This window comes from Wenyingzhuangia sp. IMCC45533, assembly GCF_054111225.1.
On the sequence record NZ_CM134197.1, the window covers coordinates 1,936,849 to 1,949,568 of the forward strand.

General features: G+C 33.6%; 12 protein-coding genes, 1 tRNA gene and 1 other RNA gene. 6 read left to right on the forward strand and 8 right to left on the reverse strand.

All coding sequences use genetic code 11. The features are described from left to right. Nucleotides 1–44 precede the first annotated feature (44 nt). Entirely contained in the window at nt 45–1,118 is a 1,074-nt protein-coding gene (locus tag ACXGQW_RS08645) for an endonuclease/exonuclease/phosphatase family protein (RefSeq protein ID WP_457821988.1), read from the forward strand. Nucleotides 1,119–1,128: 10 nt separating this feature from the next. Here ACXGQW_RS08645 and ACXGQW_RS08650 read toward each other — a convergent pair whose 3' ends face one another. Further along, complete coding sequence (locus tag ACXGQW_RS08650) at nt 1,129–1,587, reverse strand: OsmC family protein (RefSeq protein WP_457821990.1); 459 nt, start codon at nt 1,585–1,587, stop codon at nt 1,129–1,131. Continuing rightward, complete coding sequence (locus ACXGQW_RS08655) at nt 1,580–2,977, reverse strand: dipeptidase (protein ID WP_457821992.1); 1,398 nt, start codon at nt 2,975–2,977, stop codon at nt 1,580–1,582. The genes ACXGQW_RS08650 and ACXGQW_RS08655 overlap by 8 nt, the downstream gene beginning before the upstream one ends. A 92-nt stretch (nt 2,978–3,069) precedes the next feature. Between ACXGQW_RS08655 and ACXGQW_RS08660 the strand changes: the two genes are divergently transcribed. After that, a tRNA-Leu gene (locus ACXGQW_RS08660) sits at nt 3,070–3,151 on the forward strand. Between the two features lie 95 nt (nt 3,152–3,246). Here the strand turns inward: ACXGQW_RS08660 and ACXGQW_RS08665 are convergent. After that, nucleotides 3,247–3,879, reverse strand: a complete 633-nt coding sequence (locus ACXGQW_RS08665; protein WP_457821994.1) for a hypothetical protein — start codon at nt 3,877–3,879, stop codon at nt 3,247–3,249. 70 nt (nt 3,880–3,949) lie between these two features. Between ACXGQW_RS08665 and ACXGQW_RS08670 the strand changes: the two genes are divergently transcribed. Continuing rightward, nucleotides 3,950–4,489 (forward strand): DNA mismatch repair protein MutS, encoded by a 540-nt coding sequence (locus ACXGQW_RS08670; protein WP_457821996.1) that lies wholly within the window; start codon nt 3,950–3,952, stop codon nt 4,487–4,489. A gap of 141 nt (nt 4,490–4,630) precedes the next feature. On the opposite strand, the gene ACXGQW_RS08675 is transcribed toward ACXGQW_RS08670, so the two are convergent. From ACXGQW_RS08675 to ACXGQW_RS08685, 3 genes are read right to left on the reverse strand one after another with little or no spacing between them, the layout of a single operon-like run. After that, complete coding sequence (locus tag ACXGQW_RS08675) at nt 4,631–6,346, reverse strand: phospho-sugar mutase (protein WP_457821997.1); 1,716 nt, start codon at nt 6,344–6,346, stop codon at nt 4,631–4,633. A gap of 53 nt (nt 6,347–6,399) precedes the next feature. Continuing rightward, nucleotides 6,400–7,353, reverse strand: a complete 954-nt coding sequence (locus ACXGQW_RS08680; protein ID WP_457821999.1) for a glycosyltransferase family 2 protein — start codon at nt 7,351–7,353, stop codon at nt 6,400–6,402. Between the two features lie 3 nt (nt 7,354–7,356). Next, complete coding sequence (locus ACXGQW_RS08685) at nt 7,357–7,875, reverse strand: DUF4199 domain-containing protein (RefSeq protein ID WP_457822001.1); 519 nt, start codon at nt 7,873–7,875, stop codon at nt 7,357–7,359. A 142-nt stretch (nt 7,876–8,017) separates the two neighbouring features. Here ACXGQW_RS08685 and ffs point away from each other — a divergent pair. Beyond that, nucleotides 8,018–8,116, forward strand: an RNA gene (ffs, locus tag ACXGQW_RS08690) — signal recognition particle sRNA small type. Nucleotides 8,117–8,181: 65 nt separating this feature from the next. On the opposite strand, the gene ACXGQW_RS08695 is transcribed toward ffs, so the two are convergent. Together ACXGQW_RS08695 and ACXGQW_RS08700 are read right to left on the reverse strand one after the other, a co-directional pair. Then, on the reverse strand, nt 8,182–8,400 hold the full coding sequence (locus ACXGQW_RS08695) for a DUF6500 family protein (protein WP_457822002.1): 219 nt from the start codon (nt 8,398–8,400) through the stop codon (nt 8,182–8,184). A gap of 4 nt (nt 8,401–8,404) precedes the next feature. Continuing rightward, on the reverse strand, nt 8,405–9,259 hold the full coding sequence (locus tag ACXGQW_RS08700; protein ID WP_457822004.1) for an RluA family pseudouridine synthase: 855 nt from the start codon (nt 9,257–9,259) through the stop codon (nt 8,405–8,407). Between the two features lie 192 nt (nt 9,260–9,451). Between ACXGQW_RS08700 and ACXGQW_RS08705 the strand changes: the two genes are divergently transcribed. Together ACXGQW_RS08705 and ACXGQW_RS08710 are read left to right on the forward strand one after the other, a co-directional pair. Then, entirely contained in the window at nt 9,452–10,759 is a 1,308-nt protein-coding gene (locus ACXGQW_RS08705) for a DEAD/DEAH box helicase (protein WP_457822006.1), read from the forward strand. A gap of 196 nt (nt 10,760–10,955) precedes the next feature. Next, a complete protein-coding gene (locus ACXGQW_RS08710) occupies nt 10,956–12,584 on the forward strand; it encodes a T9SS type A sorting domain-containing protein (RefSeq protein WP_457822008.1) in 1,629 nt (542 codons plus the stop codon). Nucleotides 12,585–12,720 lie beyond the last annotated feature (136 nt).

Consider the following 12,720-nt stretch of genomic DNA (forward strand, 5'->3'; position numbering starts at 1 on the left):
GAACAAAGAAAAAACGGAGAAAATTTATCCTAATAGGATAATTGATGCAAAGTCATTCAAAAAATAAAAAGAATAAAATGTGGTTACTGGGTTTTTTAATATTTTTCTCTGTGGTAAGTGTTTTACCAGAGTTTGACTCTAAACATTGGATTTTTAGAATTTCTGATTTTGTTAGATTACAACTGGCTGCAATCATTTTAATTCTTTTGGTAGTATCTTTTTTTGTGATTTCGAACAACGCGGATGTGTTTGCTAATATTGTTAGGTTGGTTACTACAGGTGTTCTTTTTCGTCATATCCACATCATCTATCCATACTTTCCCAAAAAGCAGAAGAAAAGTAATCTTGAAAATAACGTGTCTTTACTAAGTGTAAATGTAATGCAAGAAAATACAGATTATCAATTACTTATAGATTTAGTAAAAAAAGAACAGCCAGACATGTTGTTGGTGATGGAAAGTGACAAAAATTGGGAGGAAGCTTTACGTGTGATTGAAAGTAGTTATGAGTATGCTTGTAAAATTCCACAAGATAATAGGTATGGGATGCATTTTTACACCAATTTATCTGTTGCCAAATGTGAGAAACATGCTTTAATTTCAGAAGAACATCCCTCCATTAAAGCTTATTTGAACGATGGTGAGTATGATTTTATATTCTGGGGAATTCATCCGCCACCACCAAGTCCTACAGAAAAAGAGACCTCAAAACAAAAAGATGCTGAGTTAATGAAGCTGGCTAGATTAATCCGCAAAGAAAAGCAGCCAGTAGTTGTATCAGGCGATTTTAATAATGTTTGTTGGTCTAAAGTTTCAAAGGTTTTTGCCAAAGTATCGGGTTTAAGAGATGCAAGAATCAATAGAGGCTTTTTTGGAACTTTTCCATCTCATTATAGATTGCTGAGGTTTCCAATAGATTTGTTATTTCATTCTAAAGAAATTTTGATTCACAAAATAAGGACTTTATCGGATGTAGGTTCGGACCACTTACCTTTATTTTCCGAATTCAACGTAAGATCATCTGATGTTGCCTCAAAAAAAAAAATATCTGAAGCAATGAATCTAAAATTAGATCACGTGATTCATCAGGGAGAAAAAGCAGCCGAAATAGAAAACTAAATTTTAGATTTTACAAAAAATTTGGCTTTAGAATTACATCAAAATTACACGATCTAGCAATAAAGCAGTATTCCTTAGCCTTAAAGAATAATTCCTGAATCAAATCAATTTCTCCATTTTTACAAGTTATGGTAGGTTGTAATGTAACCGACTCAAATTGTCCACTTCCATTAGCATTTACTTTTAAAATTCCTTCGGGTGAATCTCGATAGCCACTAATTTCTGTTTGATTGATACTACACAGATAAAAGAAAGACATCATATGGCAAGAACTCAAAGCGGATAGTAACATTTCCTCAGGGTTGTACAAATCCGCATTTCCATGAAAAACAGCATCGGCAGATCCTATAATGCTCGGTTTGTTGTTTGTGAAATCTATCTGATAAGTTTTATCATACTTAAATCTTTTATTGGTAACCACAGATCCTTTCCATAAAAGGTCTACTTTATATTTGTGAATATTACTCATGTTCCGCAAAAATCTCTGTAAAATGTTTATAGAAGTAAGGAATCGTTTCTATGCCTTTATAAAAATTGAAAAGTCCAAAATGCTCATTTGGAGAATGAATGGCATCACTATTTAATCCAAACCCCATTAAAATCACGTCACTTTTAAAAACATCACTAAATAAAGAGACAATAGGGATGCTTCCTCCAGAGGGTTGAGGAATGGGTTTGTTTGTAAACGTTTCTGAGTAGGCTTTATAAGCAGCTTTGTAACCTATAGAATCAATAGGAGTCATATACGCTTTTCCTCCGTGATGAGGTGTGACTTTTACCTTTACAGATGTAGGAGCCAAACTAACAAAATAGTCGATAAATAAGCGCGTTATTTCTTCAGGATTTTGACCAGAAACCAATCTCATAGAGATTTTTGCAAAAGCTTTAGAGGGTAAAACCGTTTTAGCTCCTTTGCCTGTGTAACCGCCCCATATACCATTTACATCTAAAGTAGGTCTTACAGAGCTTCTTTCTAGTGTTGTATAACCACGTTCTCCGTATTCTAAATCAATATCCAAAGCTTCGTTATACTCCTGTTGACTAAATGGAGCTTTAGCCATTTCATTTCTTTCAAATTCGGATAGTTCATATACGTTGTCATAAAAGCCTGGAATGGTTACTTTGTTGTCAGCATCGTGTAGTTGGGCAATCATTTGACTCAGAACATTAATAGGATTGGCAACAGCTCCTCCAAAAAATCCAGAGTGTAAGTCTCTGTTAGGTCCTGTTACCTCTACCTCCACATAACTCAATCCTCTTAACCCTGTAGTAATGGATGGTTGCGTATTGGAAATCATTCCTGTATCAGAAATTAAAATAACGTCATTACTAAACAATTCTGTGTGTTCCCTTATACAAGCTTCAAGATTTGGAGAACCAATTTCTTCTTCTCCTTCAATCATAAACTTTACGTTACAAGGCAATTGGTCGGTGGTGATTAAGAATTCTATTGCCTTAATATGCATAAACATTTGTCCTTTATCATCGCAAGCTCCTCTTGCAAAAATAGCTCCATCAGGATGAATTTTAGTTTTCTTGATGGTAGGTTCAAACGGTGGCGTGTCCCATAAATCTGCGGGGTCTTGAGGCTGAACATCATAATGACCATATACAAGTATTGTTGGTAATGATGTGTCTATAATTTTATCAGCGTAAATAACAGGGTTACCTTGTGTGGTAATTTGTTTTATATGGTTACAACCAGCTTTTTTTAAAGCGTTTTCAACAGCTAGAGCAGTGTTTAATATTTCTTGATGATATTGAGAATCAGCACTGATAGATGGAAGCCTAAGCAAATCGAATAATTCGTTTAAAAAAAGTTCTTTATGTTGATGGATGTACTCGTTGATGTTTTTCATAGAAAAGATTAAAAGTCACAACTAAAATATAATTTTTCTCTTTGCAAATTGCAACTATTGTTTATATTTGCACTCGTTAAAATAAATTTAACGCGGGCGTGGTGGAATTGGTAGACACGCTAGATTTAGGATCTAGTGCCGCAAGGTGTGAGAGTTCGAGTCTCTCCGCCCGTACAAAAAGCTTCAACATTTGTTGAAGCTTTTTTGCATTAAAAAGGCTAGCATGTTTAACATGCTAGCCTTGCGTTTTTTAAGTAGTATACAATTCGCTACAAAAGCTCTTTAACTTTTTTAAATAGCCAACCAATTTCTCCTGCAATTAATTTAGAAGTAGATAAGTAGGTCTCTTTTTCTACATCTGAACCATCGCTTGCCTTAGGATCTGTATATGGAAGATGAAATCTGGCAGAAGCATCTAAAATAACTGGGCAATTTTCATCTGCGTGTCCGCAAGTAGTAATGGCTATAAAAGGTGTTTTGTTGATGGGATTTTCTACCAGTTTAGAGAATCCGTATATCGTTTTTTTAACATCTGGAAAACTGATAGTGTACTTGGGATTTTTGTGGTTAAAATCTTCTAAGCTAAATTTAAAACCGCAAGTTTCCAGTGCGTTGATAGTATTAGGATGAAATGCTGTGACTGCCGTACCGCTAGAAAAACTATTTCCTTTGTGAATACCGTAGTACTCCATAGCGTAGTAAGCCCAAACTTGTGAGAATTGACTACGTCTAGAGTTGTGCGTACAAATAAAATTGATATGAACCTCGTTGTCTTTTTTTAAAGTAGAGGCTATTTTATTCGCTATATTTTCTAACAAAGTTTCTCTTTGAATATCTAACTTTGTTTTTTTGATAGATTTTTCGAAAAGATCTTTTATACTGGTTTTTTGTAGTACTGTCATCGATAACTTTTTTAAAAGACAAAAGTAGTAGAAATATTCTAGTCATATGTTAATATATAATTAAGTAAAAATGAAACTTAAAGTAGGAGACAAAGTTTTAGTAAAGGATGCGGTTGTAAAAGGAACAGTGACCCAAGTAAATAAAAATCAAGTTTTTGTTTTAGATGAAGATGGGTTTGAGCTACCGTATGACTCAAATAAGCTTATCGTTGCAAACGTAGAGCAGTCTCAATTATCTCTATATTCGGATATCAATAACAAAATGTTGCATCAGAAAGAAAACATGATAGAGGCTCCTAAACGAAGTGCAAAAAAATCAAAGCAAGAAAAATACGGAGTAGTGATGGAAGTGGATTTGCATATTGAAAGGCTAGTTAAATCTAAATCCGGTATGTCTAATGCCGATATTTTGAACAAGCAATTAGATACGGCTCATCACAAAGTAAATTTTGCGATTAAAAACAGAATCCCAAAGATTGTTTTTATTCACGGAGTTGGAGAGGGAATTTTAAAGGAAGAACTGTACAGATTGTTTAATAGATATTCTCTTAGGTTTGAAGATGCTTCTTATCAAAAATATGGATTAGGGGCAACTGAGGTAAGCTTTTAAAAGAATTCTGTATAAAAAAAGTTGTCTTAAAAAGTCCTGTTTTAGTCATCCTGAACTAGATTCAGGATTGCATTATAAATGCAACGGAATGACTTCTGTACAACTTTTTTAGACAACTTCTTATCTTCTAAACTTTTGGTCCTATTTAAGGTTTAAAGTTTCTATAATATTCTGAATTTTTTCATCCAATTTAGCTTCTACTTCTTTAGCTTCTTCAGTATTGTTTAAAGGGGCTTTAGCTCCAAAGTAAAATTTAATTTTAGGTTCTGTTCCACTTGGTCTTACGCACAATTTAGTCCCATCTTCTGTATGATAAATTAATACGTTAGACTTTGGTACATCAATCGTAGTTTCTTCTCCAGTAATTAAATTCTTTTGAATAGAAGAATCATAATCACAAACATACTTTACTTTAGATCCTACAATTTCTTTAGGAGGATTGGCTCTAAAATCTGCAATCATTTGCTGAATTTGAGCTGCACCATCCATTCCTTTTTTAGTAATAGAAATTAAAGATTCTTTGTAAAATCCATGTTTTTTATAAATATCCAATAACTGTTGATATAAAGTAGTTCCGTTTGCCTTTGCATGAGCTACCATTTCACAGGCCAGTAAGCAAGAAGTAACAGCATCTTTGTCTCTTACAAAATCACTAATCATATAACCGAAGCTTTCTTCACCACCTCCAACAAAAGTTTTTGTTGGGTTGTCTGCAATGGCTTTCCCAATCCATTTAAATCCTGTTAGCGTAATTACAGTTTCTATACCGTAATAATCTGCTAAAACTTTTACCATATCAGAAGAAACAATGGTAGTAGCAGTAAATGCGTTGTTTAATGTTCCTGCTTCTTTCATTTTTTTAATTAAGAAGTCGGTCATTAAAATCATGGTTTGGTTACCATTTAACAACTTCATATTACCTTCTAAATCTCTAACAGCAATTCCTAATCTATCACTATCTGGGTCGCAACCCATTAGAATATCTGCATTAATTGCGTTGGCTAAATCTGTTGCCATTTTTAATGCTTCTGGCTCTTCAGGGTTTGGAGAAACTACGGTAGGGAAATTTCCATTAGGTTCAGATTGTTCTTTAACTAAGTTTACATCGCTAAAACCAGCTTTATCTAAAACTTGGGGAACAGACATGATAGAAGTTCCGTGTAATGCTGTAAATACCACTTTTACATCTCCTCTATTTACATCGCCAAAAGTTCCGTGTTCTACAGAAGTTTTGTTAAAAGCTTCGTCAACTTCAGCACCGATATAAGTTAGTAAATCTTCGTTCGCATCAAATTTAATTTGATCAAAAGAAACATTATTCACTTCGTTGATAATCAACCCATCGTTAGGAGGAGTTACCTGGCATCCATCTGCACCATAAACTTTGTATCCGTTGTATTCTGGAGGGTTGTGAGAAGCTGTTAAAACAATTCCTGTGTCGCATCCTAAGTGACGAACCGCAAAAGATAATTCAGGAGTCGTTCTCAAGTCATCAAACAAAAACACTTTAATACCGTTAGCTGTAAACACATCTGCAACAATTTTTGCAAATTCCTTACTGTTATTTCTACAATCAAAAGCAATAACAGCTTTTAATTCTTTTTGATTATTATTTTTAATTAAAAAGTTAGATAACCCTTGAGTAGCTTTACCTAAAGTGTACTTGTTTATTCTGTTAGTACCAGCACCCATTACACCACGCATACCTCCAGTACCAAACTCCATGTTTTTATAAAAACGGTCTGTTAGTTCCTCCGGATTATGATTTATTAGGTCTTGAATTTCTTGTTGAGTTGCCTCATCAAAAACAGGGCTTAACCACTGCTTAGAAGCTGCTATAATTTCAGGAGTTACCATGAATGTATATATTAAGTTAGTTTTTTTGGTAGCGCAAATATATTGAATGTTGCTTAAATTTCTTTTTCAATGTAATACAAACTACTTTCTTTTTTATTTTTTAAAATCATTTCCCCAATAAAACCAGAGACAAACAATTGAGTACCTAAAATCATGGTGGTAAGTGCAATGTAAAAAAGTGGATTATTAGTAACTAAGCTGGCACTCTGATGGTAGTAAAAAACGGTGATGAGCTTGTGAATTCCGATGTAGGCTGCCGAAAATAAACCAATAATAAACATCAATGTTCCCATTAACCCAAACAAATGCATAGGTCTTTTCCCAAATTTAGACAAGAACCACAAAGTGATGAGGTCTAAAAATCCGTTGGTAAATCTTTCTATACCAAACTTGGTTTCTCCGTATTTTCTTGCTTGATGTTTAACTTGTTTTTCTCCGATGTTTTTAAATCCTACATTTTTGGCCAAAATAGGAATGTATCTGTGCATTTCTCCAGTTACATCTACACTTTTAACGACTACATTTTTGTAGGCTTTGAGTCCACAGTTAAAATCGTTTAATTGAATACCAGATGTTTTTCTGGCAGCCCAATTAAAAAGCTTTGAAGGAATGTTCTTGCGTATTTTGGAATCGTATCTCTTCTTTTTCCAGCCACTAACTAAGTCGTAATTTTCGTTAGTAATCATGTCGTATAGACTAGGAATTTCTTCTGGACTGTCTTGCAAATCTGCATCCATGGTAATAATAACATCACCTTGAGCTTTTTTAAACCCCGCATTTAAACCTTGAGATTTTCCAAAGTTTTTTAAAAACTTGATAGCTTTCACATGACTATTCTGTTTTTGTAGGGATTTAATTACAGACCAAGAATTATCATTGCTGCCATCATCAACAAATATAAGTTCGTAGCTATAGTTGTTTTTTTCCATTACGGCCACTATCCAGCGATGTAGTTCTGGGAGAGAATCGGCCTCATTTAGCAATGGAATGACTATAGATATTTGCATACTTTATGATTTATTACGAACAAATATAGCGGTTATCACAGCAGTTAGAAAACCAATAAATAAATTGATGGCAATATTAAAAAGAATAGTTCCTGGAATAAAAGCATTTCTAGTTAACTGCACAGCATCATCAATATCTTTTTTATTAGTTAGTTGTCCGCTTTCTATCAAACGTTGCTTATTTATTTCGTCAAATTTGCTAAGCGTATCTGGTTCAATACTGTAGATAAAAAGTAGGGTATAAGCTATAAATATTAAAGCAGTAATCAATCCAATCACCAAACCAGGTTTTGCAATTTGTCCAAAGCTGGTAATGTTAGCATTTTTATTGATAAAGAGAACAGCAAAAACCACTACAATGGCAGGAATAAATAAACCTATTAACGATAACAAAGAGGTTCTTTCTCCTATAAAAGGATTTGTATTTGTTGAATAGTATAGTATAAGCTCGTTTAATACTAATAAAAGACCAGAAATGATTCCGAATTTTAAAACTGGCTTTGTACTAAAAAATGAATTCATCGTAAATGTTTTCCGTTTAAATTAGGGACAAATATAGTTATTTATTATGCTAATGTGTAGGGTTAGAACAAGATGAATTGAATGTTAAAAAATGATGAGATAAATGTTGTGAGAATTACAATAAGATTGTAAATTTGCAGCCGGGCAAGTCCTGCACAACTAGCTCCCTCGGAATCCCCCAGGGCGGGAACGCAGCAAGGGTACTTGGTTGTAGCGGTGTGATGTAGGTCGCTTGCCCTTTTTTACAAGACAATTAGTAAGTTTATTTTACATACAACCCAGCCTAAAAAGGCTGGGTTTTGTGTTTTATAAACCTTGTTGAACCATTGTTTTTATTTTAACGGCTTTCTCAAAATGATTTAATTGGTGCTTCTTAATCCACCATTCCGCAACTTCCATTAATAATTGAGGGTTGTTATTTTTATTGGCAAAAAAAGCATAGAAAGAAAGCCTAACTTGAGTTCCTTTCTTTTCTATTTTCTCGTCGCACGCATTTACTACTTTGTTACGGATTAAGGTATTCATACTTTTAAACAAATAGGCTGTTAAATTTTTTTGGGATGTCTTTTGTAACGATTATTAAAGCATTGGTAAAAGGATGATTGAACTCTAGTGATTTAGCATGTAAAAACAACCCTTTTCCCTTTAAAATTTTTCCATTAATACCATATTCCGTATCTCCTAGAATAGGATTTCCTATATGTGCACAATGGATTCTTAACTGATGTCTTCTTCCCGTAAAAGGTTTCAGCTCTACTAAATTTAGGTAGTCAAACCTTTCAGAAGCGGTTGATTGAATTACTTGGTAGTGAGATTTACTATCCTTATTTTCGATGGGGAGGTCTATAAAAGTGTTGTCAATACTTTTTCCCATAGTAACAGCTATGTAGGTTTTTTGTATTTTTTTCTGTTCAAAAAGCTTTCCAAGTTCTGTAATGCTTTTTGCGGTTTTACCGATCAATAACAACCCACTGGTAGCAAAATCCAATCGATGGATAGGTTGTGGGTGAACAGCATCGGTTTGCGGGCTGGGAATAAGATTGCTAGGCAAGGCATTCGCAATAGTTTTGGCTTTGTTACCACTAACCAATATTCCAGCAGGTTTGTAAACAACAGCCAAATAATCGTCCTCCCATAAAACTTCTAGTTTGAGGTCAATGTTTTTTTTAAAAACACTTTCATCTTGCAATAATTCAATAGTTTCATCACCGTTGATAAAAATACTAGACAATCCTCTTTTACCATTTACCAAAATAAGTCCTTTTTTTAAAGCTTTTTTAATTCCCGCTTTACTAGGTATGGTGTTAAATATACCCACGGCATAGTCCGATAATCTAATTGCTTTTGCTAAATAAGGAGTTTTGTGAGTTTCGAGTATTTTCATAGGATTACGAAACTAAGTTATTTATATGATTTTAAGAGATGAAAGACCAACGATAATATAAATATAGTCATGTTCTAACACTTATAAGTCTCACAATCAAACATTCATAGGCTTAGTGATCAATATCGTTTATTTAATCGTACATTTGCGTTCTCTAAGGAATTAGCTTTGGCTGATTCTCAAAATATATATATGACATTTGAATCTTTAGGATTATCCGAGGCTATTTTAAAAGCCGTAAAAAAGAAGGGATACACAAAACCTTCACCAATACAACAAAAAGCAATTCCATTAGTATTGAATGGAGAAGATGTACTAGCATCTGCACAAACAGGGACAGGAAAAACAGCAGGTTTTACTCTACCGATTTTACATTCTTTATCTACTCAGAATAAGTGGAAACGCAGACCTATAAGGGCTTTAATATTAACACCTACTCGCGAATTAGCCGCTCAAGTTTACGATAACGTAAGAGAGTATAGCGAGTTTTTAGATATAAAATCTGCCGTAATTTTTGGAGGTGTAAAGCCAAAACCACAAATAACCACTTTAAGAAGGGGGGTTGATGTACTAGTAGCTACTCCTGGAAGGCTTTTAGATTTAATAGATCAGCAAGCATTGTCGCTTTCTAAAATAGAAACTTTTGTTTTAGATGAAGCAGATAGAATGTTAGATATGGGCTTTTTAAGAGATATAAAAAAGGTAATAGCATTAATGCCAGTAGAAAGACAAAATTTGTTGTTCTCTGCAACTTTCTCAACAGAAATTAAAGCTTTAGCCAATACTTTTATGAAGAAACCTGTTTCTGTAGAGTCAGCTCCTCAGAATACAACAGCAGAAAAAGTAACGCAAACTTTTTACAACGTAAACAAATCTGAAAAAGCGCAGGCTGTTATAGAAATGGTTAAAAAAGGAAACTGGAGTCAGGTTCTAATTTTTACGAGAACTAAACATGGAGCTAATAGACTATCGGAGAGGCTTTACAAATCGGGTATTTCCTCCGCAGCCATACATGGGAATAAAAGCCAAGCGGCTAGAACTAAGGCTTTGGAAGGTTTCAAGAAAAATAGCATTAGAGTTTTGGTAGCCACAGACATTGCTGCAAGAGGTTTAGATATTCCGTTATTGCCCCATGTAATTAATTACGAATTGCCAAATGTGCCAGAGGATTACGTACATAGAATTGGACGTACTGGTAGAGCAGGAGCTAGTGGAGAGGCAATTTCTCTAGTTTGTGGAGAAGAGATAAAATTTGCTTTGGACATAGAGAAGTTATTAAAACTTAAGTTACCGATGCAACCATTGGAAGGATACGATTTTAAAGCTCCCACAGCTCAGGAGTTGAAGGAAATGAAAAAAGGACCTGCCAAGACAACTTCTCCAAAGGCAAATAAAAAACCTAATGTAGGTAAGAAAAAGAAAAAAACAGGAGAGGTTCCTAAATGGGTTCAGAGTAAAAAAAGTGCGGCTTCAAAATTAGGAAGAAACAGAAATAGATAATGAAATAGAATTCATTATTCCTTTTAAATAAAGCTCAAAGTGATGTTCACTTTGAGCTTTATTATTTTATAGAAACGACTTAGAATCATACTTGTTTTCACATCTCTAACGTAATGGATGTAATAAAATTGTACTATTTTATATAAAAAAGTTCATATATTTTGGTTTAATTGTATATTTGTGCAAAAATAACATCATGAAACAGATACAAAAATTGCAATTGCAGTTATTAGTTCTATTATTCGTAGTCACAGGTTTTTCGCAAAAAAGAGCGGATAGATTTGATGGAACTGTACCTCCTGGAATTGTAAACGAAATTACTGGAGAAAATTTTGTTAGTAGAACAAATGAAATAAACACGCTTCTTAATTCTTTTGGTAGTTCTGGAGGAAAAATAGAAATTTCTGGAAACATATCTCTAAAGGATATAAAGTTAAAAAGTAACGTGCATGTTAATGTTTTAAAAGGCTCTGTAATTAAGTTAGAAACTGGAGGTAGAACAGTTTTTGAACTGAATAAACAAAACGGCGTTCCTACAATTACCAATGTTAAAATAGGATGTAGCGATTGTACTGATAATTTTGCAGATAATAAAGATAGTTCAAAACGCTTTACAATTGATTTGAGTGATGTAGCACCTCATGAAAATGCAAGGGCTGTAATGATTGCCAATGTAACAAATTATTCGGTATCTCATTTTATTATTAAAGACAATTACACAAGATTAACAAATATTGCAACTTTACCTGTGATTAACGTCCCTAGGGGAACTGAACCGAGATATAGAAAAACAATCACAGTAGAAGGAGTTCCTACTCAAGGAGATTTAAAATATGTTCATGTTGTAAACGCGCATAGTGGTTACGGACTGGTGCAAACTCAAGTAGGGCAAAATCTTAACTTTCATCATTTAAGTTCAGAAGGAGGAATTACCTTAAGATTAGAGTCAGGAGCAAATGTTTCTGATGTACCCGCTACGCAATCGCCTATACTAAACTTAGAGAATATTGAAGGTTATGAAATCGAGTGTGAGAGAGGATTATGTGCCGTATTAACGCAACCACACAACAGAACTCAAGGAGTAATGACAATAGAAAATATTGAGTCTACAGGTTGTGCTGCTAATGTAATTTTGGCTCCAGGATTTAAAGATAGAAGTTTAGCAGGTTTGCCAGATGAGGAATATGGTTGTGAGACTTGCGATTTTAAGGATGGTACTTTTGAAAACATCATTTTAAAAGGTACGATCAAACACACTTTTGCTTCTACTGCTCAAAACGAAAAGAAGTTATATAATTTTTATACCAAAGATTTTATCAATGGAGAAACTTTCGAAGAGAAGTTTAGCGATCCTATTTATGAATCTCCTTTTGAAGAAAACATTCCAGTAAGATCGAATACTCCATCTATTGCAAACATTTTATACAGAGCGAAACTGGCTGCAGATATTGATATTGTTCCTTTAGATGGACAATACCAACTAAGTTTTGAAAATGAAACTATCACCACATTAGATGTACCAAATTCACAGTCTTGCATCGGAGATATTATGTATTTTAATGATAGAAAATTAGATTGTGGGACTTTATCTAGTCAAATAATTAATGAATCAACTAACGAAGTAACTTACGATAACAACTTACAATTGATAACTTTAAACAGTCAGTCTCCAGTAGCTATTGACTTATATAATGTTTTAGGTGCTTTGGTTGCAAGTAAAACATTGAGTAACAGAGAAAATACTTTAAATGTTTCTAGTTTAAACAACGGTATTTATTTTGTTAAGATAGACAACAGTCAGTTATTCAAGTTTGTAAAAAACTAGTCAGTATTATTACGAATCATATCACTATTTAAAAAGTGAGGAACGATAGTTTCTCACTTTTTTTGTTATATGTGAGAGATGCATTTCAATTTCCCAAAAACAATGAATTGTCTTATAAATCAGAATTCACAATCTT

What these genes read in the sequence shown, in the direction of transcription:
- ACXGQW_RS08645 (WP_457821988.1), top strand. Translation starts at nt 45, where the DNA reads ATGCAAAGTCATTCAAAAAATAAAAAGAATAAAATGTGGTTACTGGGT.
- ACXGQW_RS08650 (WP_457821990.1), bottom strand. Translation starts at nt 1,587, where the DNA reads ATGAGTAATATTCACAAATATAAAGTAGACCTTTTATGGAAAGGATCT.
- ACXGQW_RS08655 (WP_457821992.1), bottom strand. Translation starts at nt 2,977, where the DNA reads ATGAAAAACATCAACGAGTACATCCATCAACATAAAGAACTTTTTTTA.
- ACXGQW_RS08665 (WP_457821994.1), bottom strand. Translation starts at nt 3,879, where the DNA reads ATGACAGTACTACAAAAAACCAGTATAAAAGATCTTTTCGAAAAATCT.
- ACXGQW_RS08670 (WP_457821996.1), top strand. Translation starts at nt 3,950, where the DNA reads ATGAAACTTAAAGTAGGAGACAAAGTTTTAGTAAAGGATGCGGTTGTA.
- ACXGQW_RS08675 (WP_457821997.1), bottom strand. Translation starts at nt 6,346, where the DNA reads ATGGTAACTCCTGAAATTATAGCAGCTTCTAAGCAGTGGTTAAGCCCT.
- ACXGQW_RS08680 (WP_457821999.1), bottom strand. Translation starts at nt 7,353, where the DNA reads ATGCAAATATCTATAGTCATTCCATTGCTAAATGAGGCCGATTCTCTC.
- ACXGQW_RS08685 (WP_457822001.1), bottom strand. Translation starts at nt 7,875, where the DNA reads ATGAATTCATTTTTTAGTACAAAGCCAGTTTTAAAATTCGGAATCATT.
- ACXGQW_RS08695 (WP_457822002.1), bottom strand. Translation starts at nt 8,400, where the DNA reads ATGAATACCTTAATCCGTAACAAAGTAGTAAATGCGTGCGACGAGAAA.
- ACXGQW_RS08700 (WP_457822004.1), bottom strand. Translation starts at nt 9,259, where the DNA reads ATGAAAATACTCGAAACTCACAAAACTCCTTATTTAGCAAAAGCAATT.
- ACXGQW_RS08705 (WP_457822006.1), top strand. Translation starts at nt 9,452, where the DNA reads ATGACATTTGAATCTTTAGGATTATCCGAGGCTATTTTAAAAGCCGTA.
- ACXGQW_RS08710 (WP_457822008.1), top strand. Translation starts at nt 10,956, where the DNA reads ATGAAACAGATACAAAAATTGCAATTGCAGTTATTAGTTCTATTATTC.